The organism is Microcoleus sp. S13_C5 (genome assembly GCF_036700845.1).
In the GTDB taxonomy this organism is placed as follows: Bacteria; Cyanobacteriota; Cyanobacteriia; order Cyanobacteriales; family Microcoleaceae; genus Microcoleus.
Map to the genome: position 1 here is coordinate 1 of NZ_JAUBPR010000095.1, position 25,787 is coordinate 25,787.

At 45.9% G+C, this 25,787-nt stretch carries 28 protein-coding genes and 1 pseudogene; 10 read left to right on the plus strand and 19 right to left on the minus strand.

Features of this window, described 5'->3' with window-relative positions; genetic code table 11:
* The first annotated feature begins 90 nt into the window (after nt 1–90).
* Nucleotides 91–516, plus strand: a complete 426-nt coding sequence (locus QUA04_RS21365) for a hypothetical protein (protein WP_333260370.1) — start codon at nt 91–93, stop codon at nt 514–516.
* 12 nt (nt 517–528) lie between these two features.
* On the plus strand, nt 529–801 hold the full coding sequence (locus QUA04_RS21370) for a hypothetical protein (protein WP_333260373.1): 273 nt from the start codon (nt 529–531) through the stop codon (nt 799–801).
* Between the two features lie 111 nt (nt 802–912).
* On the opposite strand, the gene QUA04_RS21375 is transcribed toward QUA04_RS21370, so the two are convergent.
* The 6 genes from QUA04_RS21375 to fraC form a co-directional block, all read right to left on the minus strand.
* Nucleotides 913–1,647 (minus strand): SGNH/GDSL hydrolase family protein, encoded by a 735-nt coding sequence (locus QUA04_RS21375; RefSeq protein ID WP_333260376.1) that lies wholly within the window; start codon nt 1,645–1,647, stop codon nt 913–915.
* Between the two features lie 113 nt (nt 1,648–1,760).
* Nucleotides 1,761–2,588, minus strand: coding sequence for an ATP-dependent sacrificial sulfur transferase LarE (gene larE / locus QUA04_RS21380; protein WP_333260379.1), 828 nt, complete (start codon nt 2,586–2,588; stop codon nt 1,761–1,763).
* 136 nt (nt 2,589–2,724) lie between these two features.
* The gene (locus tag QUA04_RS21385; RefSeq protein ID WP_333260382.1) at nt 2,725–3,525 is read right to left on the minus strand and encodes a Uma2 family endonuclease; all 801 of its coding nucleotides are present in this window, start codon (nt 3,523–3,525) and stop codon (nt 2,725–2,727) included.
* A 161-nt stretch (nt 3,526–3,686) separates the two neighbouring features.
* Nucleotides 3,687–4,460, minus strand: coding sequence for an ABC transporter permease (locus tag QUA04_RS21390; RefSeq protein WP_333260385.1), 774 nt, complete (start codon nt 4,458–4,460; stop codon nt 3,687–3,689).
* Nucleotides 4,461–4,635: 175 nt separating this feature from the next.
* Nucleotides 4,636–5,634 (minus strand): DUF5357 family protein, encoded by a 999-nt coding sequence (locus tag QUA04_RS21395; RefSeq protein WP_333260387.1) that lies wholly within the window; start codon nt 5,632–5,634, stop codon nt 4,636–4,638.
* A gap of 5 nt (nt 5,635–5,639) precedes the next feature.
* Nucleotides 5,640–6,158 (minus strand): filament integrity protein FraC, encoded by a 519-nt coding sequence (fraC, locus tag QUA04_RS21400; RefSeq protein ID WP_333260390.1) that lies wholly within the window; start codon nt 6,156–6,158, stop codon nt 5,640–5,642.
* Between the two features lie 227 nt (nt 6,159–6,385).
* On the opposite strand from fraC, the gene QUA04_RS21405 reads away from it, so the two are divergent.
* The 3 genes from QUA04_RS21405 to QUA04_RS21415 all read left to right on the plus strand — a co-directional run bounded on the left by QUA04_RS21405 (nt 6,386) and on the right by QUA04_RS21415 (nt 10,602).
* Nucleotides 6,386–7,519 (plus strand): cob(I)yrinic acid a,c-diamide adenosyltransferase, encoded by a 1,134-nt coding sequence (locus QUA04_RS21405; RefSeq protein WP_333039380.1) that lies wholly within the window; start codon nt 6,386–6,388, stop codon nt 7,517–7,519.
* A 463-nt stretch (nt 7,520–7,982) separates the two neighbouring features.
* Nucleotides 7,983–9,953: a calcium-binding protein gene (locus tag QUA04_RS21410; RefSeq protein WP_333260393.1), complete on the plus strand. Its 1,971-nt coding sequence runs from the start codon at nt 7,983–7,985 to the stop codon at nt 9,951–9,953.
* A gap of 394 nt (nt 9,954–10,347) precedes the next feature.
* A complete protein-coding gene (locus QUA04_RS21415; RefSeq protein WP_333260395.1) occupies nt 10,348–10,602 on the plus strand; it encodes a DUF4926 domain-containing protein in 255 nt (84 codons plus the stop codon).
* A gap of 271 nt (nt 10,603–10,873) precedes the next feature.
* Here the strand turns inward: QUA04_RS21415 and QUA04_RS21420 are convergent, their stop codons facing one another.
* The 4 genes from QUA04_RS21420 to petN form a co-directional block, all read right to left on the minus strand.
* The gene (locus tag QUA04_RS21420; RefSeq protein ID WP_333025464.1) at nt 10,874–11,062 is read right to left on the minus strand and encodes a CsbD family protein; all 189 of its coding nucleotides are present in this window, start codon (nt 11,060–11,062) and stop codon (nt 10,874–10,876) included.
* 85 nt (nt 11,063–11,147) lie between these two features.
* Nucleotides 11,148–11,390: a DUF167 domain-containing protein gene (locus QUA04_RS21425; protein WP_333260398.1), complete on the minus strand. Its 243-nt coding sequence runs from the start codon at nt 11,388–11,390 to the stop codon at nt 11,148–11,150.
* A complete protein-coding gene (locus QUA04_RS21430; protein ID WP_333260401.1) occupies nt 11,387–11,986 on the minus strand; it encodes a DJ-1/PfpI family protein in 600 nt (199 codons plus the stop codon). The genes QUA04_RS21425 and QUA04_RS21430 overlap by 4 nt, the downstream gene beginning before the upstream one ends.
* 91 nt (nt 11,987–12,077) lie before the next feature.
* Nucleotides 12,078–12,167, minus strand: a complete 90-nt coding sequence (gene petN, locus QUA04_RS21435) for a cytochrome b6-f complex subunit PetN (RefSeq protein ID WP_071883976.1) — start codon at nt 12,165–12,167, stop codon at nt 12,078–12,080.
* An 82-nt stretch (nt 12,168–12,249) separates the two neighbouring features.
* Between petN and QUA04_RS21440 the strand changes: the two genes are divergently transcribed.
* Nucleotides 12,250–12,729, plus strand: a complete 480-nt coding sequence (locus QUA04_RS21440; RefSeq protein WP_333260403.1) for a hypothetical protein — start codon at nt 12,250–12,252, stop codon at nt 12,727–12,729.
* Between the two features lie 140 nt (nt 12,730–12,869).
* On the opposite strand, the gene QUA04_RS21445 is transcribed toward QUA04_RS21440, so the two are convergent.
* The 6 genes and pseudogenes from QUA04_RS21445 to QUA04_RS21470 all read right to left on the minus strand — a co-directional run.
* Entirely contained in the window at nt 12,870–13,544 is a 675-nt protein-coding gene (locus tag QUA04_RS21445; protein WP_333260406.1) for an SDR family oxidoreductase, read from the minus strand.
* A gap of 174 nt (nt 13,545–13,718) precedes the next feature.
* On the minus strand, nt 13,719–14,330 hold the full coding sequence (locus QUA04_RS21450; RefSeq protein WP_333260409.1) for a methyltransferase domain-containing protein: 612 nt from the start codon (nt 14,328–14,330) through the stop codon (nt 13,719–13,721).
* 235 nt (nt 14,331–14,565) lie between these two features.
* A complete protein-coding gene (bioB, locus tag QUA04_RS21455) occupies nt 14,566–15,609 on the minus strand; it encodes a biotin synthase BioB (RefSeq protein WP_333260412.1) in 1,044 nt (347 codons plus the stop codon).
* Nucleotides 15,610–15,626: 17 nt separating this feature from the next.
* On the minus strand, nt 15,627–16,931 hold the full coding sequence (bioA, locus tag QUA04_RS21460) for an adenosylmethionine--8-amino-7-oxononanoate transaminase (RefSeq protein ID WP_333260414.1): 1,305 nt from the start codon (nt 16,929–16,931) through the stop codon (nt 15,627–15,629).
* 210 nt (nt 16,932–17,141) lie between these two features.
* The gene (locus tag QUA04_RS21465; RefSeq protein WP_333260416.1) at nt 17,142–18,554 is read right to left on the minus strand and encodes an adenylate/guanylate cyclase domain-containing protein; all 1,413 of its coding nucleotides are present in this window, start codon (nt 18,552–18,554) and stop codon (nt 17,142–17,144) included.
* A gap of 249 nt (nt 18,555–18,803) precedes the next feature.
* Nucleotides 18,804–20,123: pseudogene (locus tag QUA04_RS21470) on the minus strand (adenylate/guanylate cyclase domain-containing protein); the annotation flags it as partial.
* A gap of 454 nt (nt 20,124–20,577) precedes the next feature.
* Here QUA04_RS21470 and QUA04_RS21475 point away from each other — a divergent pair.
* Together QUA04_RS21475 and QUA04_RS21480 are read left to right on the plus strand one after the other, a co-directional pair.
* The gene (locus QUA04_RS21475; protein ID WP_333260419.1) at nt 20,578–21,327 is read left to right on the plus strand and encodes a methyltransferase domain-containing protein; all 750 of its coding nucleotides are present in this window, start codon (nt 20,578–20,580) and stop codon (nt 21,325–21,327) included.
* 130 nt (nt 21,328–21,457) lie between these two features.
* Nucleotides 21,458–22,816, plus strand: coding sequence for an FAD-binding oxidoreductase (locus tag QUA04_RS21480; protein WP_333260422.1), 1,359 nt, complete (start codon nt 21,458–21,460; stop codon nt 22,814–22,816).
* Between the two features lie 117 nt (nt 22,817–22,933).
* Here QUA04_RS21480 and QUA04_RS21485 read toward each other — a convergent pair whose 3' ends face one another.
* Together QUA04_RS21485 and QUA04_RS21490 are read right to left on the minus strand one after the other, a co-directional pair.
* Nucleotides 22,934–23,317: a hypothetical protein gene (locus tag QUA04_RS21485; RefSeq protein WP_333260425.1), complete on the minus strand. Its 384-nt coding sequence runs from the start codon at nt 23,315–23,317 to the stop codon at nt 22,934–22,936.
* A gap of 369 nt (nt 23,318–23,686) precedes the next feature.
* A complete protein-coding gene (locus QUA04_RS21490) occupies nt 23,687–24,577 on the minus strand; it encodes an ABC transporter permease (protein ID WP_333182652.1) in 891 nt (296 codons plus the stop codon).
* Nucleotides 24,578–24,729: 152 nt separating this feature from the next.
* Between QUA04_RS21490 and QUA04_RS21495 the strand changes: the two genes are divergently transcribed.
* On the plus strand, nt 24,730–25,101 hold the full coding sequence (locus tag QUA04_RS21495) for a hypothetical protein (protein ID WP_333260428.1): 372 nt from the start codon (nt 24,730–24,732) through the stop codon (nt 25,099–25,101).
* On the plus strand, nt 25,098–25,520 hold the full coding sequence (locus tag QUA04_RS21500; RefSeq protein WP_333260431.1) for a putative toxin-antitoxin system toxin component, PIN family: 423 nt from the start codon (nt 25,098–25,100) through the stop codon (nt 25,518–25,520). The genes QUA04_RS21495 and QUA04_RS21500 overlap by 4 nt, the downstream gene beginning before the upstream one ends.
* A gap of 80 nt (nt 25,521–25,600) precedes the next feature.
* Here the strand turns inward: QUA04_RS21500 and QUA04_RS21505 are convergent, their stop codons facing one another.
* Nucleotides 25,601–25,750 carry a hypothetical protein gene (locus QUA04_RS21505; RefSeq protein ID WP_333260434.1) on the minus strand — a complete coding sequence of 50 codons (150 nt, stop codon included), beginning with the start codon at nt 25,748–25,750 and terminating at the stop codon, nt 25,601–25,603.
* Nucleotides 25,751–25,787 lie beyond the last annotated feature (37 nt).

Below are 25,787 nucleotides of genomic sequence, written 5' to 3' on the forward strand. Positions count from 1 at the left end.
AAATCTATCTTTAGTTGAGTTTGAATATATCGATCGCTCCTGTTCTTAGTTTGCGATCGATTATTCAGCAAACCCTATCTAGATTTAGTTTTGGTAAAACAGCAGGGAGCCGATGCTATTTTCCGCAAAAATCATTGGCGTAAGACGGACTTTCGACGGGGGAAGAAGTTGGGAATAGGCGACCATAAAGTGGTATGGGAGAAGCCAAAACATTGTCCAGAACACATGATGAATCAGGACTTTGAGGCATTGCCCTCTAATTTTATGGTTCGGGAAGTCTGCTTGCGTATTCAACGCCGTGGTTTTCAATCTCAACGGATTATTGTAGTAACAACATTACTCGATGCCCAACGATATACGGTGCCAAAATTAACTCTTTTATATGGGCTACGTTGGTCAGGGGCAGAAGTTAACTTACGCTACCTTAAAACCACGTTGAAAATGGAGATGTTAACAGCTAAAACTCCGACAATGGTGAGAAAGGAAATCTGGACACACTTACTAGCTTACACTTGATTACGTACCATTATGTGGCAGGCCGTATCTTCGTCAGAACATACAGCTTTTCAAGCCTCATTCCAATCAACTCGGCAGTTGTTTAATCAGTTCTTGACGCTGTTGGCAACTACAGGGAAACGCCAACAGCGACAATGGCATCAATTGCTGTTGGAACAGGTGGCAACTAATTTACTCATGATTCGACCTGAGCGTTCCGAACCTAGAGTCTTGAAACGCAGACCGAAACCGTATCCTCGAATGCAGGAACCTCGCTCTGTCTTGAAATCTACACGGAGGGCGTGATTGAGACTTTTTCAGTGCCATTGATCTTCAGTCCTCCCTGCAAAAAAAATGATTGGGGTCGTTGAGTTCAAAACACACGATTAAAGTCCGCAAGGAATTTGAAGTAATAATTTAAACACATATTATCTCATAAAAATTGCTAGTTGTTAAGGGAATATTCAAAATATTTAACAAAACTTTTCTGTATATATCTAAACCTTTAGCATTGAGGTGAACGCCGTCTATTGTTAAATCTTCATTCAGGGCTTTTTCTTTAAACAAGGCTTGTATACCGCTAGATTCTACGGTCAGATTTTCGTCGGCGGCTACTTTATTGATGAGAACATTGATTTCGTCAACTCTGGCAATTGTTCCGGCAAATTTAGGATTGTAGCTGGCGGCAAGAGTTGAGTAAAAAGCAGGAATCAGAATAATTTGTTTTGTTCCGATCGATCGCATCACGGCGATCGCCTCTTTTAAATTACTGACAAACTGCTCATCGCTAATGCCGTACATAGCATCATTTGTGCCGATCGCCACAATCGCTTTTTTGCAGGTAAACCGAAGCGGCACTACAAGTTTAAGCTGTTCTAGCAGCGAAACTGAACTCATCCCTCCGATCGCAAAATTAAAATTTTCTGCTCCCAAAGAGTCTCCCAGAGCCGAGGAAATAGAATCGCCCCACACACACCCTTGATATTGCCGATCTTTAATTTGTTGTACCTGATTGTACACAGCAACTTGCCACCACAGTGCAGAACTAACTGTATCACCCGAAGGTTGCGGGTTAGCTAACACCCGAAAGGGGATGTACGCCGACAACAACAAAGCCAACACGACGGAAATTAACCTAAATTTAACTTTCATAAAACTTGCTGCTACTCTTGCTGCTACTTTAGTTTATGCTATTCCTTTAACCAGCAGTCAGGATTTATGCAAATTTAGCGAAATTGCCATCGTCTTTTCAGGATAATTATTAATCAACCTTTCGCCCCCAGCAACTCCTGCTGCAAAACCTGATTTAATTTGCCGCTGCGAAACCCCTCCAAATCCAAAGTCGCGTACACAAAACCAAACTCCTGAAACACCGCCACCAATGCAGGCAAATCCGTATTTACCACAAACTCCTGAATCTCCTGTGCTGGTAACTCAATGCGCGCCGTATCTCCGTCCGATCGCACTCGCAAATTTTTCATTCCCAACTGTCGCAAATACCGTTCAGCGCGCCCCACTCTTTGCAACTTTCCCACGGTGATTTCTTCGCCGTAAGGAAAGCGCGAACTCAAACAAGGTTGAGCCGGTTTGTCCCACCAAGGCAAACCCAATTCTTTGGCCAACTGCCGCACTTCCAATTTAGTCATGCCTACTTCTGCTAAAGGCGATCGCGCGCCGCGTTCCTTCGCAGCCTGAATTCCGGGACGGTAATCCTTTAAATCGTCAGCATTAACCCCATCCACCACATAAGGATAACCCTTTGCTAGTGCTAGGGGTTTCAAAGTATCGTGCAGTTCGCTTTTGCAGAAATAGCAGCGGTTAACTGGGTTAGAAGTGTAATTGGGATTTGCCATTTCCTGAGTTTCTACTTCCTGGTGGGCAATCCCAATTTCTGCTGCTTGAATGCGCGCATCTTCTAAATCTTCTGGCAGTAAAGACGGGGAAACAGCAGTAACTGCCAAAGCGCGATCGCCCAATACATCAAAAGCGATTTTGGCTACCAAAGTGCTGTCAATTCCGCCGGAGTAGGCAATCAAAGCCCGTTCCATCTGTGCGAAAATATCTTTTAATTGTTGGAGTTTTTCTACTAACATAATTTCAACTTTTTGTTACAAACACAGGATTAAGAAAGCAGACTCAAGAAAAAAGGATGAAGAAAGCACATCTCGATCGGGTTCCCTTCTTCCCTGGAACTTCTTCCTTCTTCCGACGGACATCGGACTTCTAATGCTATTCTGGATCGATCCCCAGGGCTGCCAATCGAGCCAAAAGCTCTTGATTTCGCTGTCTTTCCTGTTCCAGCAGCGTCTCGGCTAACTCTTTGTCTTGCTGTTGGCGATCGGCTCGCTGGCGTTCATTTTCTGCCCGGTGGCGTTCATTTTCTGCCCTTTCTTCCGGCCACAAAAGCAGTTCTCCGCCCTCCGTCCACCAGCGCAGCCAATATCCCGTTCTACCTTCGCGAGTTCCCTGCCACACTCCCAAAAATAGATTTAATCCAGGTATTAAATAACGGCCGTTTTCATCAGGATTTTGATTGTCATAACGATCGGATTCAAGCGCATAAACTTCTATTCTGCCTGTATACGCTCGAAAAATGACATAGCGAGGAACTTTGATTACTTGTTCGTAAAAAAACCACTTGCCGATTTCTTCTGTGTGTTCGACAGAGTATTCGTCGCCGTAAGTAGCTGATAGAAATTCCATCACTACAAAAGGGACAGTTCCTTCGGTATGAGGCGTGTAACTGCGGCGGGGATAGTTGTGAGGCCAAGGTTGAACTGGCTGCACGTACATCCAGTCTGGGGCTTTGCAAATAGTGCGATCGTCCACAGCAGCACACAAAGCAAAATTAGAAACTATTAGTGCGTCTTGCATTAGTTCCGGGGAATCCACTACAGACTGACGCAAACCGTTAGAGATTAAAGAATGTTCTATATTTTCCACGGGGTCGTCTGGTAGGATGAAATCATCGGGTAGCAGCGGCCAAGTAATCTTGAGCTGCGATATCGGTTTGTGAATTACAGTAGTCATAAGTCACCTCATTTTACCAATAAAAGTTTGAGTTTTAGTCGAGATTGGTAATCGATAACCTTCTCTATATCTTAGCGCGCTAAGTCGATAATAAAATTGTTTGTAGTGAGGATTTTAGTCTTCACTACAAACAATTACCCTGAAGGTGCCGAATGCGCCTTTCAAAATTCCCTACGGGAAAATATGGCGATCGCAACTGACAGCAGCAGCACCACATACAGCAAACCGTAGCCAGCATCTGTAATCAAACCTGCCAAGTAAGGAACTTGTCCGTAAACAGCATCGTTTCTCAAATTGAATCTGGCTAAATCCGGCAAAACCAAATAAAGTCCCATCATCAATTGTTCAATTCCAGGATTTTTAGTTAACTTGCCCAAAGCCACTAAATCCCGCGTCGAATGTCCCATCAAATAAACGCCAAATGTCAGTAAAGTTGCCAACAGCGAACTGCTAAACACCCCAAATAAAATCCCGACACCGGCCATGAGACACAGCTCAAACCAGATGAATAGCGAAGCGATTAAAATGCTTTCCAAAGGGAAAGGAATGCGGCTCAAACTCAGAATAGCCAGATAGATAACAGTCATTGCTGCTACAAGCACCGCCAGCACCGCCGACAGCCCTAAGTGCTTGCCCACAATTAACTCAGCCCGACTTATTGGCTTGGCCACTAACAGATAAACAGTGCGCTTTTCAATTTCTTTGTTGACCAATCCGGTAGCCACAAAAACTGTGGCAATTACACCGAGAATGCTCATAGCAGCCAAACCGACATCTAAGATAATTTTCTTTTCGGTTGTCGCTGCCAATTCCGGTATCAACCGTACCGAGGCGCCCATCAACAGAGCAAAAATAATAATTAAGTAAAGGATACGATCGCGAATTACTTCCCAAAATACATTGGTCGCGACTGTCAAGATTCTTCTTAAATTCATCTAGTTATTAACTCGCTGGAAACTTTCGCCATACTTTAGTGTAAGGAAGAAGGAAGAAGGAAGAGAGAAGAGGGAAGAAAGAGGATTTTTTCCATCTCAGACTCTCAGAAGCTCCCACTCTCCGACTCTCCCACTGTCCCGCTATACCCATCGCAATTAGTTAACAGAGACAGAATCAAACTTGACTGTCCCGCGCCGTTCCATCTTTTTTCTGTCCTGGTTGAGAGCGTTTGATGGCACCGCAGGTTACAGTCGCCCTATTTCCTATATCGAACACCTCGCAAGATTTGGTAAACGAATATATTTCCGGTCGAAAAACCAGCCCCAGCCAAGTTGCCTGCATCTCTAACTGATAGCGGGACTCTCCTTGGACGATCGAAGTTTTGACATCCCAGCTCGCATCTTCTGGGACTATCCCAGTTGTTTTTAAAGCTTGATTCTTCAGAAAAAATCGCTCGTTGTCAATATCTATTAACATTTGCTCTACCTGCGCCCACGGTTTTGTGCGAGCTTCATTTTGCAGGTATCGCTCCATTGCATTGAGGATAACAACTCCTCGGGAGCGATTAATAGTTGGTCGTTGAAATGTCACCACATAATCGCTTTGCCTCAAATCCTGAGATAAAACGCTCGGATACTGTTGTATCCAACCTTGAATTAAAAAGTGAAAAGCAAACCAACAGGAAAACAGCACGTGAACTAGAGTAATCATCAAAAACTGAGGGCGCACCAACGACCTGATACCTTCCCGTTTTGACTCGCTATTCCAAATCTCTATTGTCGCAAGAACTACTACTGCTATAAGTGGGCCGGATATCCACGCTATTTCCTTCCTATCCGAGGGCAATCTTATCAGTAACCACAAGCCAATTAAGATGCTTGTCACCCACGGACTCAGACTTACTCCTTTAATCACAAAAGGTTGCTGGCTGGTCAGCAAACCCATTGAAAGTATAAAAAATAACCAGCTCATATCAAAAAGCAGAGTTCTCGTCCGCCAGTCAGTGACGGCCGCCACTGTCAGCAAAGCTAAAAAGATGCTGAGCAGTAAAGGAGTCTTCCAGTGGACAACTTTAGGCGGAATCATCGCCTTTTGGATTTTTTTATTGGTTTCCCAAAGGTTGTTCGTCAGCTTAGTGAGTTGCTGAGTGGCATCAAAAAATTGCTTCATCATAAATTTCAATAGACGCTTTGCAAAAACAACACGGTTAAAATAACGAGATTGCTAACAGTGTGGGCGATTAAAATTCCCCCAAACTGGGTAGTTACTTGAAAAGTTTTTTTGGGAGGACGGCGGGTGAGGGTGGGCGGTCCTAAAAACTGAGGTTTGGAAGCTTTTTTATTGCCGGCAACCATGTTCTCTATGAATTCTAATCCCTGCCATTTAGCTAGAAAAGTTACTGCTAATATTGAGAGGGCTATCATAGTTATTGGAGCGTAAACATTATCCGCTCTTCCTAATAAAATATAACCGATAAGCTGTTCCCGCAAATCTTTGCTAAGAACGCTTTCAATGCCGAAGAAAACTAACCATCCTACGCAAGTGCAAGAGAGATTGAGGATGGCTGTATATTCAATGCTGGTTTTGGGGCCTAGTTTAAGTAGTTTTTGCAAAAACCACGATTCGATCGCGATCGCCAAAAACATAATTAAAATTTGCACCAAAACAGTCCGAAATGGGAAAACACTCGCAATCATAAGCTTTTAGGTATATCAGTCCGTGTTAAATTTTAATTGTACAGCACAAACGGAATAATCTTAACCGGAGGTTTGAGCACCTGATTCCGTTAGATCGCTGCTTAAAAGATTGGGGGTTAGAACTTATCGTATAATCTGTTGAGATCCGCCAAGAGAATGGAAAAATTAAACATTCAAGGCGCGTGATCGAATACCCACCCCGATACAGACTCAAACAACTGCTGATTATGGTAAGGAATGGCATTGGTATTCGGACAGCCTCATCCCGGTCGGAACGCGCTGCGGGTCAGATTCACGTCTACGACGGCGCTGGTAAAGGCAAGTCTCAGGCAGCTTTGGGAGTAGTGTTGCGGTCGATCGGGCTGGGTATCAATTCTGACTCGCCCACGAGAGTCTTGTTGCTGCGCTTTCTCAAAGGCCCCGGCCGCTCCTACGACGAAGACGGGGCAATAGAAGCCTTGCAACGGGCATTTCCCCACTTGATCGACCAAGTGCGTACCGGCAGAGCCGAATATTTTGGGGCCGAAGCAATCACCCGCTTCGATCGCGCAGAAGCTCAGCGAGGGTGGGATATCGCCAAAGGAGCGATCGCCAGCGAGCTCTATTCCGTCGTGGTACTAGACGAACTAAACCCCGTATTGGACTTGGGTTTGCTGCCAGTTGACGAAGTAGTCCAAACCCTCAAAAACAAACCAGAATATTTAGAAGTCATCGCCACAGGCCGAGCGGCCCCGGAAGCTTTGCTGGAGATTGCCGACTTACACTCAGAAATGAAGCCCCACTATCACCCCGCAGCGGCCGAGCATCATATTTCCGGTATTGAAATATACACGGGAGCGGGGAAAGGCAAGTCTACGAGCGCTTTGGGCAAAGCTTTGCAGGCAATAGGTAGGGGTATCAGTCAAGACCAATCTCACCGGGTGTTAATCGTGCAATGGCTCAAAGGTGGCACCGGTTATACAGAAGATGCGGCGATCGCAGCTTTGCGGCAAAGCTACCCGCAGCTAGTAGATCACCAGCGGTGCGGCCGAGATGCTATAGTTTGGCGGGGGCAACAGCAAGAGCTAGACTGCATCGAAGCAGAACGCGGCTGGGAAATCGCCAAATGTGCGATCGCCAGTGGCTGGTACAAAACGATTATTCTCGACGAACTCAATCCCACAGTAGACTTAGAACTGCTGCCGGTAGAGCCGATCGTAGAAGCCCTGCTACGCAAGCCGCGGGATACAGAAATTATTATCACCGGGCGCTGCCACAAACCCCACGCTTACTTTGACTTGGCAAGCGTACACTCCGAGGTATACTGTCACAAACACTACGGCGATCGGGGCGTAGAACTAAAGCGGGGCGTAGACTTTTAAAGCCCGGATCGGTACGGAGTTCAATCCGGGCCAGAATTATTAAATGACGGCCCTGCCTGGAAAACCTGAAATTGCCACAAAGCCTTGTTACCAACTAACAAATCTCCCAATTTTTATTGTCTTCCCGATCACCCAGATCTGCCTTTTTTAATCTTTAATTTCCTCCCCCGGACGCGATCCCCGACCGCCAATCCAGAATGGAACATTAAGAATATGAGCCGCGTCTTATGGAGCGTGAGCACCTGAGACAGTGCACCAGGATTATTAAAGGGTGAAGACTTTGAAAATAAAAGCTTACAAGCAAAAAATCCGCGAGGGAGAAAGTCTAGACAGGGTTAACGCCAGTAGGCTAGACTTGCGGCTGGCAAACAGGTTAAACTACAGCGGAATCCAAACATTCGGTGTTGTAGGCAGTGTCTGTAGTCGCACGAGCGATGATCAACAAGTAGAGGAGTGAAGCTTTATGACAACGTTAGATGACAATCCTAATCAACTAGATTTAAACCTTCCGGGACTAGGCCCGGATACAGTATTCGCCGGAGCTGGGGCGGATTTCGTTAAAACTTCCACCCTGGGCGGCAGCTTAATATTTGGCCAAGCCGATAACGATACTCTGATTTCAGTTGGCCCGAACGATACCATATACGGCGGCGACGACGAAGATTCAATCAGATCTCAGCGCACTCCGGCTTTGCTATTTGGCGACGCGGGCAATGACACCATAGTCGCTGAAGCCCGCGCTACCCTGGTCGGCGGCGAGGGAGAAGACGTCCTCCAAGGTACTGTCGAAGCTAACCTGATGTTCGGTAATCAGGGCGCAGATACGATTCTGGGAGGGGCGCAGAGAGGAGATTCCCTCTACGGCGGTAAGGACAATGACGCGATCGGCTTCTTCATCGCAGGCGGTGGCAACAACCTTTCTTTACAGGGTGGCTTGGGTATTGGCTTCGCTGGCAATGAAGGCAGCAACTACTTGCGGGGTGATAATGGCGACGACTTGGTTGTAGGTATCAATGTAAGAGACACTCTATTTGGCGGTAAAGGCAACGACACCCTAAGAGGTGTGGCCAGCAACAGCTACCTGTCGGGCGATAATGACGACGACATCTTAGTCATTACCAACAGTACGCAAAGCAGCCCATTTATTTCGCAGGTCATCACGATCGGCATTGAGAGAACCACCTTGCTCGGCGGTGGCGGCAACGATTCTCTCACCGGGGCGATCGGCGAGTTTGGCGCCGGCAGAAACTTCTTTGACGGCGGCGACGGTAACGACACGATCAGGGTTTTTGCCACTTCTGATACTGCGTTGGGAGGTGCAGGCGACGACTTCATCGTGTCGGCGTCCGTGCCGAATGTAATATCGAGCGTAGGCGCCTCCAGTGCATTTCCGGGCTTCGCGGGTCGCAACTTGCTCGACGGCGGAGTAGGCAATGACACGATCGTCGCTGCCTTCTCCAGCGATACGATGATCGGCGGCGATGGCAACGACAGCCTGAGCGGTACCTTTACTAATGCAGCCGGTGGAGATGGCAACGATACTATCGATGCTACCAAGGCCTTTTTTGGTAATGCTACTGGTACTGCTTTGGTTACTTTAGACGGCGGGCTGGGCAACGATCTGTTAATAGGCTACACCAATCCTACTACTGGCAGCAGCTTCACCGTCACCAACCTCATGAACGGTAGTGAGGGAAGTGACACCATCATCTTTGGCACCCAGTTTGATAAAGTGATCGGCAACTTTGCGGGTAACGACTTCATCTCCTACGCTAGCGGCGTCACCTTTAGCGGCACAGTCGCCAACTTGATTACCGATACCTTAGGCAGCAACTTCATTATTGGTGGCAACGGCACTGATGTGATCACTACTGGTAACGGGGATGACATCCTGTTCGGCGACTCATTCAATGCTACCCTCGGAGCAGCCGGGGACGATACCTTAAATGCTGGCGGCGGGAACGACACCATGCTGGGCGGCTTTGGGAACGACTATTTGATCGGCGGTGACGGTAACGACTCTCTCGGTGGCGGGCCTGGTGCTGACACGCTGCTTGGCGGAGCGGGTAATGACAGCTTCTACTACAACAATTTCGGCGAGGGCGACTCGGGTAGTGGGCCAGACCAAATCGGCGATTTTGTTGTCGGTCAAGACAAGTTTATCTTGCAATTCAACAGCTTCCCCGGATTGAGTGCAGTCCAAGGTACGAATCGACTTTCTTCGAGGTCGTTCTTGGTGCTTGAGAGCGGGGCTTACACTGGCCAGTTTGGTCCAGCCGGGGCGGGTGCGAACGAAGCGTTCCTCTTTTATGAAAATGGAACCGGACGACTAGGATTTGACCCTGACGGTACTGCTGGTCCTAACCAAGGGGTTATACTGGCAAAACTTAATGGCAATCCGGGCCTGACGGCTTCTGACATTACCCTGATTTAATTTGGGTAAAAGTGGGTGGGGTCTATTCTGAAACATCGCCCTACCAACTCCAAAAACTAATTCTGGTATGTTTCGAGCTGGGGATATCCATCCCTGGCTTTTTTGTGGGCATTAGCAGTGGGCAATTTTAGATTTTACATTTTAAATTTTAGATTTTAGATTGATTGGTAATTGTAATCGAAAATCGAAAATCGCATCGGGCATGGGGCGGGTTCACCCGTGAATTTGGCCACGGCCCAATAATCTTTAGAACTGGCGCATCAGAACCAAAGCAACCGGGTTTCTCACTCCTAGTTAAAGGCCGGGATGCAGTATTTGGTAAAAACGCCGTTTCTGCCTCCAGGACTAATCTTGATAAATCCCCCCAGCCAAGTCAACAAGTGAAGTAAAAATAATGAAAACAATTAAAGACCTAGATATTGTTGCTTTAACTGAAGATTTAGAAGCAAGCCATTTTGAAACAAAACAAATCATTAAATTATATAAAGGACAAGGAGAAACAGTTGTGAAGGAATTTGATGGCAGTGCTTTTGAGGTAGAATTTTCTCATCAAGATGGCACAATTTATGCAATGGAAACAATTCCTGCCACAAAATTAATGCTTTTGCATGATGAATTAGTAGAATCTGTAGGGGCGGTTCGCCGATGAATTTTGCCACGCACCAATAATGTTGAGAAACCCACCCCCACCCAACGAATAACCCCGATTAAGCATCGTCGCCCAACCGTTAAATTCAATTAATTCTGAATTTTTCTGGGGGGTGGGTGCGGGTTTATCAGATGGTTAGTTTTGGCCAATTATGCTTGGTAAAACCAGCCCCAAGATATTGGTACAAATAATTTATGCTCATTATAAAAAATCCCGCAAACATATCGTTGGCGGGATTTAGTAGGCAGGAAACTTGTAGGAAAAACTGTTACTAAGCTCGGTCTACAATCTCTTTTGCTTTATCTTTGAGGTCTTCTTTCAGGTGAATTGCTGAGGCTTCATCCTGCTTGGCTTGACCTTCTAATTTATCTTTCTGATTGCCGGTAACTTCGCTAGCCGCTTCTTGGATTTTGCCTTCAATATTCTTCGCTGTTGCTTCGACTCTATTTTCAATGCTCATAATTTTTTATTCTAACTCTACAACTATTAATATATACTTTTAAAGTTGAGTCTATATCCCTCTTTAGATAGATTTGTTATTACCTTTATTTGTCTGTTAAAGGTTCGATTGGAATTTCCACAAGTTTATTTCTCGAAGAAAAACCGGATTTAATGCCGATCGCAGATTTCGGCACTTTAAACTTTTTCGCCAACAGCATGATTAATTCTTGATTGGCTTTACCCTCGACTGGCGGCGACTTGAGATGTATTGTGAGGCTGCCGTCGGGTTGCTCTTCGATGCTTTGCTGTTTGGAATTAGGTTTAACTTTGACTGTAAAAATAGTCACACTTCGACTTTCTCTAAATGTTCGATCTTCGTTCCCAAAACTTTCAGGAATTGGGCCAGCCAGTTAGGATGTGCTGGCCACGCGGGGGCGGTGACTAAATTGCCATCGACTACGGCTTCGGTAACGGGAACTTCTGTATATTTGCCGCCGGCCCGGAGTATGTCAGGGCTGCAAGCGGGGTATGCGGTGCAGCGTTTGCCTTCGAGTACGCCTGCTGCTGTTAGAACCTGTAAGCCGTGACAAATAGATGCGATCGGCTTTTTGCTGTTGGCAAAGTAGCGGGTAATTTGCAGCACTTGTTCGTTGAGGCGGATGTATTCTGGGGCGCGTCCTCCGGGGATAATCAAAGCGTCGTAGTCTGCCGGGTTGATTTCGTCAAAAGTCGCGTTTAAAGTGAAGTTGTGACCGGGTTTTTCGCTGTAGGTTTGATCGCCTTCAAAGTCGTGAATTGCGGTGCGAATTGTTTGGCCGGCAGCTTTTTCCGGGCAGACGGCGTGGACGGTGTGACCTACCATTTGCAGTGCTTGGAAAGGCACCATTACTTCGTAGTCTTCTACAAAGTCGCCGACTAGCATTAAGATTTTTTTTGCTGTCATGTTTCCAACTCCTGTTATTTTGAGTGTGTTAAATAGGATTTAAAAAAATGCGGGGCCGTTAAAAAGCGTGCCCCGCAAGCTATTGTGGAATCTAGAAACCGTTGCGTCCCCAAATGACCATTGAAATTGAGAAGGAGAACAGAACTAGCACCGAAACCCAACCGAGTGACAAAATATCCATAGCTATTTATTGAACAAACTGTACAAAGTGACTCCAAACCTTATGATAAGTCAATTTGAGCCATTTTTGAAATGAGGGCGCTGTGAAGGACTCGTCAAATTTTAGTGCGGCTGAACGGGTAGAATCTTTGAAAGCAGGGAGTGTTGCTGCTTTGTCTTGTTTGCTGGGTTTTGGGGCGATCGCCCTTGGTAATAGCTTAATTGTAGCGGATCGGTTGGATTCTCTGGCGAGTTTGCAGGTAAGGGAAATTGACCTAAATTTTGTCTTCAGAGGGGCGATCGCACTTTTGGGCGGTTTTTTGTTCGGCGTGACTTACCGCTATGCGATTCGCCGAGATGTTAACCCGCAGCTTAAATCTGGTGCGGTGTTGGCTTTTGGGTTAGTGCGGGCTTTTGGACAATTGGATGCTGGATTGTTTTTTGAACCCGGGAAGATGCCCGCCCTACAGGAGTTATTGCCGTTTGCGGTTCGCGGTGTCGAGAGTGTGGTATTGTTTGCGATAGCGGGTTTGGTTTTGGATTGGGCGATCGGGCGATCGTGGATTAAGCCCTTTGATTCTTGAGTGCCAAATCTTGCAGCATTTTTATGAACAGGCAAGATGCCTGTTCCACAAAAGTTCAATTTTCCTGTGGGGTGGGCTTCTAGCCCGCCCAAAAAATAAAATTTAGATGCGAGACAGCTTATTTTGCGCTAAACCCGCCCCTAAAGATTTAATACCTCAAATTCTGGATTGCCGTAAACCATCTGTTTATCTACAGCCGACAAAACTTTATTGTTAGCAACATCAGAAACTAAACACTGACAAACTAGCTGCGCTACATCCGCCCGGTGAATAGTTCCAGCAACTAGACAATCTTCTGTTAAAATACCGTTGCCTGTGGCAGGTTCCGATTTGAGTCCGCCCGGACGAATCACTGTATAAATCATCCCGCTTTCTCTCAAATGATTTTCGGCTTTTTCTTTCTCAATTAAGACCGGGCCCAAAGTTTCCAAAACCTGCGGTTGCAAAGCAGCGGCACTGTTACCGCTACCGATGGATGAAACTAAAATAAATTTTTGCACGCCTGCTTTGACAGCCGCATCAATCAAGTTTTTGTTGCCCAAATAGTCGGCTCTTTCTCCATCTTTTGGCAAGCCGCCAATTGTGCTGATTACGGCATGAATTGGATCGCCGCCAGCCATCGCAGCTTCCATAGCTGCTGCATCCAAAGCATCGCCAGTCACGACTTTGATGCCCATTGCTTCTAATTCGGTACTGGTTGCGGGCGATCGCAAAAGTGCAGTTACTTGCATTTTTTGTGCTGCCAGACATTTTGCGATTTCTAAACCGACGCCTCGACTAGCACCCGCTAAAAAAATGTGGAATTTCTCTGTCATATTAATTTGGATTTAATTGGTGCAGAAAGTGGTTTATTTGACTGTGGATAATTATACAACAATCTTCTGTCTATTAGTGAATGAGTTTTTTTATTTAACCGCAGAGGGCGCAGAGTACGCAGAGGAAGAGAGGGGAATGATTCGCAATTACCGATTCCCAATTTCCCATTTACGTTAGATTTTTCTGCCCACCATTACTACCCAAGATTGAGCTTCGCGCGGCAAACCGGGAGGGCGGTAGTAGCGATCGACAATGGCAAATCCCGCTTGTTCTAAACAAGGCGCTAAAGTATGATATTCCCATCCGGCAGTATAGCGTTTTCCCGTCGGCCGCTCGTCGTATCCCTCCCAATTTCCCCGGCACATTGACATGACAATTGCACCGCTAACAACTAAAGCTTTGTGCAAATCTTGCAGCACTTTCACCATCTCATCGCTGGGAACGTGAATCAGGGAAGCATTGGCAAAAATACCGTCAAATTCTGCATTTGGCAAGTCGAGATTCAGAAAAGATTGCTGCCAAACTTCGCATCCCGATAACTTCTTAGCTATTTCTACAAAAGCTGGAGTTGCATCTAAGCCTACAACTGTGTGTCCTTGGCTCTTGAACGCTACTAAATCTCGTCCCGGGCCGCATCCTATATCGAGAATTTTACCGGGATTGCGGGGCATGGCAGCCGTCAGTGCGTCGCGATTTTGGGATACGTCGTGATGCCAAGTTCCTTCTCGGAAAGATTCGGCAGTTAGCTGGTATTCTGCGATCGTAATTTCTTCGTGTTTGTCCACAATTTCCCCCTCTTGTATGATTTTAGATTTTAGATTTTAGATTTTAGATTGAAGAATGTCAACTGTAGAATAAGGGTTTTTGGCTACAATCTAAGAACTTACGGATGACGCATTTGCTACCTCAGAAACCCGGTTTCTATCCGCCCATGCGTAAGCGTGAAGTATAGATATTGGGTAGGGACACGGCACGGCCGTGTCCTACTCTATTTCATCCGATTGAAAACTGCTATAAGAGTTACACAACCAGGGTTTTTTGGTTTGATTGACTAACTGCTGAATCAGCTTCTAAGAGAGAACCTTCGGGGGATTCGATCGCAAATCCCGCATCTCGAATCATGTCCCAATCTTGATGGGCAGCTTGTCCGGGAGTTGTCAGATAATCGCCAACAAAGATAGAATTAGCGGGGTAGAGTCCGAGAGGTTGCAGCGATCGCAAATGCACTTCCCGTCCCCCAGCAATCCGAATTTCCTGGCTGGGGAGCAAAAATCGGAACAAACAGAGAATTCGCAAACATTGGCGGGGATTTAACCTGTTCACATCTGCAAATGGCGTGCCGGGAATCGGAATAAAAAAGTTGACCGGCACGCTAGTAACGCCCAAATTGCGAAGCGAAAGCGCTAAATCGATCGCATCATCATCCGATTCGCCCATCCCCAAAATTCCGCCGGAACAAGTTGTGATTCCCGCTGCTTTTACGTGTTCGACGGTTTCAACCCGATCGCCAAAAGTGTGAGTCGTGCAAATGTCCGAGTGATATGATTCGGAAGTATTGAGATTGTGATTTACGCGATCGACTCCAGCTTTAGCCAAACGGTGAGTTTGCTCCTCGCTCAACAATCCCAAACAAGCGCAGATTTTCAGGTTATAATTTGCCTTCACAGTCTCGACAGCATCCAAAACGCGGTCGAAAGTAGATGCGTTAGGTTGACGGCCCGAAATCACCAAACAAAACGTACCAGCTTTTAACTCTGCTGCGCGTTGGGCGGCATCCAGAATTTTCTCCTTAGCTAAAAGCGGATATTTCTCAATTTCCGCAGTCGAAATTTTTGACTGAGAACAATAATGGCAATCTTCAGGACAAAGACCGCTTTGAGCATTTAACAAATAGTGCAGCCTGACTCGGTTTCCCCAGTAGTGGCGGCGCACCCGATAAGCTGCGTTTAGTTGTTCCAGCAAAACCTCATCCGGTGCGCGCAATACGGCTAAAGATTGCTCGCGAGAGAGACATTTGCCCGCCAGCGCGTCGTCAGCCAAATCGTTCCAATTGGGTAAATTCATTACTAAAATTAAAGGGTTTACAGAGTATCCAAAACCTGACGAATCACCCGATAAATCGATTCTAGTTCATCAGGAGAAATGCAGTAGGGAGGCATCAAGTAAAGCGTATTTCCCAAGGGGCGGAGCAAAAACCCCGCTTCGAGAAATCTGGCTTTCAAAACAGAACCGATGTCATTAAAATAACCGGAAACGCTTTCGGTTTTCACATCCATTGCTGCGATGGTGCCGCAAGTCCGAATCCGTTCGAGTTTAGGATGATTTCTCAGCCATTGATTCAGATATTGGCGGTGCAATTTTTCCATCCCTTGATACACATTTGGGTTTTGCTCCAAAAGCTCCAAGGATGCTACACTCACCGCACAAGCTAAAGGATTTCCAGTGTAAGAATGACTGTGAAAAAAAGCTTTGTCCGGTTCATCTCGCCAGAAAGCTTGATAAATATCCTCCGATGCCATTGTGACAGCAATTGGCAAACAGCCGCCAGACAATCCTTTGGACAAACACAGGATATCCGGCTTCGTTGCAGATTTAACAGAGGCAAACAGTTCGCCCGTGCGACCAAAACCAGTCATTACTTCATCGTAAATTAACAATACATTAAACTGGCGGGCAAGTTGTGCGATCGCCTGCAAAAACTCAGGGCGGCACATTCGCATTCCCCCGGCACCTTGCACCAAAGGTTCGATAAAAATTCCCCCATAGCCGCCCTGCTTTAACAAAAACTCCAATTTCTCTAAACTTGCCGCCTCCTTGCTTTCCACCTCCTCATCGCCGTCAAAAGTCGCCGGAAAAGGAACAACATCCCCAGCAAACATTAAAGGTGCAAAAGATTCCCACCACAGCGAACTTCTGCCAGCAGACATCGCGCCCACAGTATCGCCATGATAACCTCCCTCAAAACTAATAAAGCTAGTGCGGTTAGTTTCTCCGAGATTGCGCCAATATTGAAATGCCATTTTCAGAGCAACCTCAACAGCAGTCGATCCGTTATCAGAAAAGAAAATCCGCGTTAAAGAAGCAGGCGTATGAGTTAGCAATTTACTCGCAAGTTTCTCGGCAGGTTCGTGAGTAAATCCCGCAAAGATTACGTGTTCTAACTTTTGGGCTTGTTCGTAAAGAGCCTCGGCGAGAACCGGATGGCTGTGCCCATGAACAGTCACCCACCAACTAGAAATGCAGTCGAGAATTTGCCGCCCGTCTGCTAATTCCAGCACCGATCCTTTGCCGCGAATTACCTTCAGCGGCGGGGCAGCCGTTTTCATTTGGGTGAAGGGCTGCCAAATCGGTGAAATTGAAAAATTATGTTCCTGATTCGCAGTCATTTTTACCCGGGTAACTAATATCAACTCGCATTTTAATATAGCAATGTTAACTCACATGGCAACTCTTTATATTCTCTTCTCTTTTCTTACTTCGCCTCCTTAGCGTCTTCGCGGTTCGTTCAAAAAAAATCTAGTTTGGTGTCGAGGGCGGCTGCCCTGCAACGTCAGCCCCCATACCACGTATTCGCGGGCAATGGTTAAAATTGTCAGTTACAATTTTCGGCCTTTGAGCAAATAAGTCGTCATAGATCCTTTGCCTTTAACATTAATTTTACCGCGCTTTTCCAACAAATACTTATCGCACAGCAACTCATAAGTTGAGTTACTAACTTGAATTTTACCCGGAAGTCCCTGAGATTCCATGCGACTAGCTGTATTCACAGCATCTCCCCACAAATCGTAAATAAACTTTTTAGTGCCGATGACACCTGCTACAACAGGCCCAGTATTAATACCAATGCGGATATTGAGAGGTTTACCGCATTCGTCGCGGAATTTCATAATTTCTTGCTGCATTTCCAGGGCCATTTCGGCAATAGATTCGGCGTGATTTGTACAGGGAAGTGGCAAACCGCCTGCTACCATATAATTGTCGCCTATCGTCTTAATTTTTTCTAAGCCGTATTGCTCGCTCAAGCGATCGAAAGAGGAAAATATTTTGTTAAGTAATTCGACTAATTCTTCAGGAGACGTGCGCGAAGATATTTCGGTAAAGCCCACAATATCAGCAAACAAAACCGTAACCTCGGCAAATCCGTCCGCAATATTTATCTGGCCTTGTTTTAGGCGATCGGCAATCATTACCGGTAATATATTTAGTAATAAACGTTCCGACTTTTCTTGTTCGGCGCGCAATACTTCCTCAGCTTGTTTCCGCTGTGCAATTTCCTTGTATACTCGATGAAACATTTGATTGAATGCAACCATGAGTTCTCCCAACTCGTCATCCCGCTTGACTGACAGAGAGTAGAAATCAGGTTGTTCTCGATCTTTGCTCAAAGCATCTCCAGCAGCGATCAAGTCATCGCGCAATCTCAAGATAGGTGCAATTACTGTCACCCCTAAAAAGAACATAGTCACAGAAGTGACAAAGGCTGATATAATGATGACTAGAACAGCAACCCGTCCTATAAATGCGTAGAGTTCCGGCTGGACAGTGGAAGCATCGTGGCGAACAATTAAGATGTAATCGCCTCCAAAATGTCGCTCCGTCCAAGCAATATCGTAGCGCTTGCCATCGAAATTGTGATGGTGAACTATACGAGCTTTTTTTAGTTGCTGTAAACTGATTTCTGGCGGTTCGCCCAGTGTATATATTAGTTCACCGTTAGCTCGGTAAATAGATAGTCCTAAGACTACTTGAGAGTCCTTAGTAATATTTTTTACTTCTTCTTGCAAGAAAGTGCGATCGGAAATATCTTGTTGGAGCAAAAACTCTAGGGAATCAACAGTCGCCCGAGATACCTGTTCCAGTTGGCTTAAAAGTTCATTTTCTCGCCGAAAATAAGAGGGAACTAAAATAATTCCTTCTATGACAAGAATGCTAGCAAATACCCACAAAGCTATTTGCCGAGACAAGCGAGATTTGAAAAAGCTCAAGAATGATAAAATCCGCGCTGGCATAAAATTTACTATTTTGCAAATGGCTAATGTAGGATCTAAAAAAAAACCTGGTTTCTGGTAATCTATTTTGGGTGTGTCAACAAAGCAACCGCGCAGAAACCGGGTTCTCAAATCTCCTGTGTAATTCCTGTAATTGTCAGTAGTCAACAGCCAGCAGTCATTCGTTGTTAGTTCTTGGCTGACGACTAACAACGAATGACTGATGACTTCGGACTAACTAGCATACCCCTTAATAATATAATAAACAAATTAGACCGAAACGGCGCTGACTAGCCTGCCTGCAAGCAGATAAGTATTCATATCGCCCTTGCCTTTGATGTGGATAATTCCTCTGTCTTCAAACCGATACTTATTTTGCAAGATATCGTAAGTGGATTGTGTGACTTGAATCGCGCCGGCAATTCCGTGGGATTCCATGCGCGCTGCTGTATTGACGGCATCGCCCCAGAGGTCGTAAATAAATTTTTTAGTGCCAATAACCCCCGCAATCGCCGGCCCGGTATTGATGCCGATGCGAATGTTAATTCCTGCATGATGTTTGGCATTAAATTTTGCTAATTCCTCCTGCATATCTAAAGCCATTTCCGCAATGCTTTCGGCGTGGTTGGTGCTGGGATTTGGCAAACCTCCCACTACCATGTAAGCATCTCCAATTGTTTTGATTTTTTCCAAGCCGTACTTTTCCGTTAAGCTATCGAAGGCTGAAAAAATTTCGTTTAGAAACTTGAGCAGTTCTTCGGGAGATATTTGTGCTGAAAGCACGGTAAAGCCTACGATATCTGCAAACAAAATCGTGACTTCTGCGAAGCCGTCAGCAATACTGCTTTGACCGTCTTTTAACTTGGTAGCAATGGATTGGGGTAAAATATTGAGCAGCAGGCGATCGCTCTTTTCCTGTTCTTTCAGCAATTCTACATTAGTTTCTTCCAATTGTGCTGTGCGTTCCCTGACACGCTGTTCTAATTGTTTAGCATTTTGGCGCAACCTGCTGATAGATACAGTTAAGCCTGTGATGCCTAAAATTGAAAGTCCTACTAACAGTAAAAACAGGTTGTTAAGTTCACTTTTAGTATGTTGAGTGATGGTAGCGAGAGGTTGAGTAATTTCTAATATCCCCCGCACATCTCCCACTTTCCAATCAGTTTTAGGACTGTCAGGGTGAGTATTGTGACAGTTAACGCAGCTAGAACTTAGAATATCTGCCTCGGCATACCGAAAGGCTGGTTTGCCGCGAGAATCATCTATGCGGAAAAACTTTTGTGTCGGATTTTGCGTCAAATACGTAATAGCTTGCCGTTCAAAATCGTCTCGGACTCCGCCTTCTTTTCGTCGCCAGGGAAACGGGTAGTTGCTGTAGAGACGAAGTGATACTTCGGGATTTTTTTTTGTGATATGGTTGCCTAGTTCTATTAAGAAACTGGCTGGTACGGGAACTGTTACTTTTGTCGGGTTGTAGTCATGGGTAAAGTTAATTGCTTTAGCGGTGTTTAGAGGACTAACAACATCGGAACTGTAAAGGGTGCGGGCTTCTTTAACAGCTTGGGCATAGAGGGTGGCATTTTGGAGGGCTTGCGATTCGATTAGGGTAGAGGAAAGACGAGACATATTTGCCATCGCTACTCCTACACCTACACAAAATAAAATTGTCAGCGCAAGCAGAATTCGCTTGTAAATTAATTGGCTGATGGCAGCCCGAATTGGAGAAATCAACTGGCGCATGGTATCCTCAAGTGTGAGGTTTAATCTCGATGGTAATTTATGCACTACTAACATAACACTGCTTTCTCAGACTGTTTTGCTGGCGTCCGGGGTAAAGCAAGACTCTCTGAGTGCAACGGAGGGTTAATTATTGTTTACCGCGAGTGTTTCGCTTATCCGTAAGAATACCCATAACTTTATAGGGATTTTCTGTTGAGTGAAGTACAGATGCTCAGTTAAGGACACCGCAGTGCCCTGTCCCTACTTCACGCACTTTTTGCTTTATCTCGGTTAGGATAGCAATTGTAGTCTATGGTTGGCGATCGTGAATTCTGACTCTACTGTCTCACCTACTAACAAGGAAATTTTTCCGGGAGAAGTTTTTGTCAATACTGCTGATTTTGATATCGGCATTCGGCGACTTTTACCTAAATATGACGAAATGCTGGATGTATTAGCAGGCTGCATTGCTAACACACACCACCGCATTTTAGAACTCGGCTGCGGTACGGGTGAACTCACTTTAAAAGTTCTCAAACGCTACCCGTCTGCGGAAATAGTTGCTGTCGATTACTCGCCGCGAATGCTTGATTTTGCCCGCGCCAAAATAGAGTCGGCAGGATACGCAGCCCGGTGGACTGGAATAGAAACGGATTTTGGAGAATGGGCGAACAATCCGAATTTCTCAGGCTTGGGCGATAAATTCAATGCTTGCATTTCATCTCTGGCAATTCACCATCTTGAGGATGAGATGAAGTTGAAATTGTTTCAACGCATTCGCGAAAGTTTAAATGCTGGTGGCTGTTTTTGGAATGCTGATCCTCTTTTAGCAGAATCAGCAGCAATGAAAGATATTTATCAAGCAGCCCGAGAAGATTGGGCGCTAAATCAGGGGGAAACCTTAGCACAAATTCGTGCCAATGTGGGAACAAGTGTCTCTTACGGGTATTCTAATCCCGATCGCCTAGCTACACTTTCGGCACAGTTGGAAATGCTGGCCTCATCTGGATTTGATACGGTTGCAGTTCCTTGGAAATACTACGGTATGGCAGTCTTTGGGGGATTTGTTAATTGAAAAAAGCAGTCCAGCTATGTAGGCTGAAACCTCAGCACCTTACTGCTTACAGAAAGATTGCAGTTACTATTTTAGGTTACTAAGTTATGCTTGAAAAAATATATAATCCTGTCAGGATTCAGAAAACAAAATGACTGCAAATGCGATTCAAAGTATTGACTGGGATGCTTTTTCTTCGGAACTATCGGGAATCGAAATAATTAGCGATCGCGCGCAAGTTGTCAAGCTATCTCAAGACTATTATCACTTCAGTCCAGTTTTGCAACCTCTGTTAAGTGATAAAACAGGAGATTTAGTAGTTCGTCCCGCCAGCGAAGCCGAAGTTTTGAGGATTGCAGCAGCCTGCGTCAAATCCAAAATTCCGCTAACTATCAGAGGTGCAGGAACGGGCAATTACGGCCAGTGCATTCCCCTCAAGGGCGGCGTCATTTTAGATACCAGCAAAATGAACAGTATCCGCTGGATAAAACCGGGTTTAGCTTGCGTAGAACCGGGGGTAAAAATGTCGGTTTTCGACAAACAAGCGCGAGAAACTGGTTGGGAATTGCGGATGGTTCCCTCAACCTATCGCACCGCAACGATTGGGGGATTTATCGGCGGCGGTAGCGGGGGAATTGGTTCGATAACTTACGGGCAATTGTGCGATCGGGGAAATCTTCATGCCGTTCGAGTCGTTACAATGGAAGACGATCCCCGCGTCATCGAATTGCGGGGCGATGAAGTGCAAAAAGTCAATCACGCTTACGGCACAAATGGGATTATTACTGAGTTAGAAATTCCCCTCGCCCCTGCTTATGCTTGGGCGGAAATTATCGTTGCTTTTGACGATTTTATGACATCGGCAAACTTCGGTCAAGCTTTGGGCGATGCTGACGGAATTATCAAAAAACTAATTTGTGTTTGTGCTTGGCCGATTCCTGCTTATTTTGCTGCTTTCCGCGAGGAGATTCCTGAAGGTAAGCACTGCGCTTTGTTAATGGTAGCTGAATCTTGTCTGGAACCGCTGCAAGATTTGGTGCGCGAATATGGCGGCACAATTTGCTATCAAAAAAACGCGCAAGCAGCGAGCAAAGGTGCAGCCATTGCTGAATTTACTTGGAATCATACAACTCTGCACGCTCGCAGCGCTGACCCCTCTCTGACTTATTTGCAGACGATTTTTCCTCCAGATAAAGGTTTGAAATTGATTGAGGAACTGTACAATTATTATGGGGATGAGGTGTTGATGCACTTGGAGTTTTTGCGGATAAATGGCAGGGCGATCGCTGCGGCTTTGCAAATAGTTCGCTACACTACGGAATCACGGCTCAATGAAATTATTCGCTATCACGAAGAGCAAGGCGCAATGATTGCTAATCCTCACACTTATATATTGGAAGATGGAGGGATGAAAAGTATTAATTTGGAACAGTTGCAGTTTAAAGAGTTGGTCGATCCTTACGGTTTGCTTAATCCGGGTAAGATGCGGGCGTGGTTGGAACGGGATTAAGGGCGATGGTTTTTAGATAAGATTCGGATCTTGAAATCGCTGCTACACAAACGAAGTCCGCCTAAGCGCTGGCTTCGCTCACGCGGACTGAGAAATGAGCAAACAGCAGTTGTAAATTTAAGGGACGGGGGCGGTAATTTCTGCTGGTGCGATCGCCCCTTCAGAAGGTACAGCTTGCTTTTCCAGTAGTTGGCGCTGTTTGTTGCGAAATTCTGCTGCCGCATCGTTCAAATTTTGGCGCTGTTCGCTATTAAATTCTTCCATGCTGCGGCCGCCTCCCAATTGGGATCTGTGAATTAAATCAAATATTGCGCTTCCGCTGCTGCGGCCGGAAAATGGGTCGGTATTGTCTTGAGTTTGAAAGTCTTGCAGCGGTTGGGCATTATTTAAACCGCTGGCTTGAGCGAAGCTTGCTTGAGGGGAGAACAGAGCACAGGATGCGATCGCGCTTGCAGCAATCCCCATCATCAATTTGCCGGATTTGGAAGTTTTGGTGTTCATAATTTATTAGTTGAATCTTCAAAAAAACAATTCTATCTAAACAATATTCTGACTTGCGACTAAATATTATATTACTTCGCTGCGGCTAAGGATACGGCCATGCCGATTGGTGTGAACAATCGCCTGAAAGCCTTGATAAATCTCGTTTTTACCTGAGTCCAGATCCCCCTAAATCCCCCTTAAGAAGGGGGACTTTGATCCATTTCCGGTTCCCCCCTTTGGGGGCTAGGGGGGATCTAGGCTTAATAATCCAACACCATTCTGTGACTGGGTTTGACGTTAAGTTGACACCAATGGGCTCTGGGAGTGTCCCTACAATTGATGGTGCAGGTTAAACGATCGCCCGCAGATTTGCCACGATCGCCCTAACTAAGCAAACCTGCGTCTCAGCAGCGGTTGAATGCTCAGCAGCGCCACCAAATCAAACGCCAGCAGCACTAATAGGGCTCCTCCAAAGGTAACATTACCCCAAGGAGCCTGCATCACCACACTGGCTAGCGACCAATCGCTGTGCAGGTACAGGTAGCGGATGGGTTCGATCGCATAACTCAGAGGATTGAGAGTCACCACAACTTGCAGCCACTCTGGCATAAATGACAGCGGCGCGAGGGCTGTGCTGGCAAATAACAGCGGCAGGTTAGTAACAAAAATTACCGCAATTAATTCTACGTGGCCGGGGAGAGCGAAGGCTAAACCCAGACTCAAGCCGGTGACGCCCAAAACTAATAGTAGGACAATTAGGGCGATCGCCCCCAGTCCGGCAATTCCGGGGAATCCGGCGCCCAAAAACGCTCCCGCTGTAACGATTGTGCCGGTTTGGATAAAGCTGAGGGTGACGATAAAAATAGCCGAAGCCAGGACGATCGAAAATCTGGAAGCCAACGGCGCGACTAATAAGCGGTTGAGAAATCCGAACTCGCGATCGAACATAATCGGCAAACCAGCATTCAGCGCTCCGGCAAATGCAGTAAAAACGATTACACCAGCGCCGAGAAATTGTCCGTAATTCTGGCTTTCGCCGAACAAGCCGGCGGGTGCATTTTCAAACAGAGCTCCGAACAAAACCAACCACATCAGTGGCTGAATAATGCCTGCAACTAGCGTCGAGGGGCGGCGCTGCAATTGAATAAACAGGCGCTTGGTTAAGGCGAGTGTTTCTTGGATGAAGTCGCCCAGCAGGGAACTGGAAGTGTCAGCGGATGCCGTGGAGAGTGGCCGCTGCTGGTTGAGGTTGTTGGGGGATGTAACAGTACCGCTCATAATTGCTTGCGCTGATTTTGATTAAATCTAACTCTCTTTACAGTAGCAAGTCTGGGGGTATTGGTGGTGTTGGGGTGGCGATCGCTCTAAAATTGAGAATAAGCTCATCAAATATGCTAAATAAAAACTTGATTTACTAGGAGGATAAAGCTATGTCATCAAGGGCGATCGCCACTTTGGTCGAGATTATGGAATCTCTGCCGGAAACTCTGCAAGATAGAGTTGTTGAACACCTGCGAGAATACATTCTGAAATCAAATATTACTGTTCCTGTCAACCCCGACGGTAAGTTAGAAATTCCTGCTGAGATTGAGGCTCAACTGAAGCCTGGGGATCGATATGCAGTTACAGTTACAGGAGATAGTATTGTTTTTGAGAAGGTAGCAGGTTTCGACTGGGAGGAACTACGACGGCGTAGAGAGTCTTTACCCCTCGATCCTAATCCGATGACAATGGAGGAAATTTGCGAAGTTGTGCGAGAAGTACGTCGCGAGAAACGTTTGGAAAGAGAGTCGCAACCATGAAAGTTGTACTGGATACTAATATTTTTATCTCAGGGTGGTTGTGGGGAGGTAGACCCGATAGAGTATTAAAATTAGCAGAAGTTTATCTAATTACTGTGTGTGCTTCTGAAGAGTTGCTCGATGAACTGCAAAGCACATTGAGTCAAGATAAATTTCTTTCTAAACTTCAGGCTTTGAGAGTGAATCTCCATGATTTAATGAGCGAAACACGAGAGTTAGTGGAGATTTATCCGATTTCCACTATCAACGTGCCTGAGTTACGAGATGCTAATGACAATATGATTTTAGGAACTGCGATCGCTGCTGATGCTGATGCAATTGTTACGGGCGATCTGGATTTGTTAGTGTTGCAGGAATATGAGGGGATTCCTATTGTTACGGCTAAGGAATTTTTGGAGCGTTATTTTCCAGAAAACTAGGGGGCGATCGCACTTGGTTTAAGTAAGGGCGATCGCAGACTTACAACTTAGCATTCCCAGGTTACGCAGTCAGAAGGCAGTTATGGTTTAGCAGCTTTTACCACATCCTCAACCATTTTAATCGCCTCTTTGATTGCAATTTGACCGCTTTCTACGGCCCTAATTAAATCCTGAGCGTCTTTCGGGCTAATTACAGCACTTCCGGATGTTATGAGGTACAGTAGCAGCAATTAGTAAACCAGTTTTTGAGATGTTTCGGATTAATTA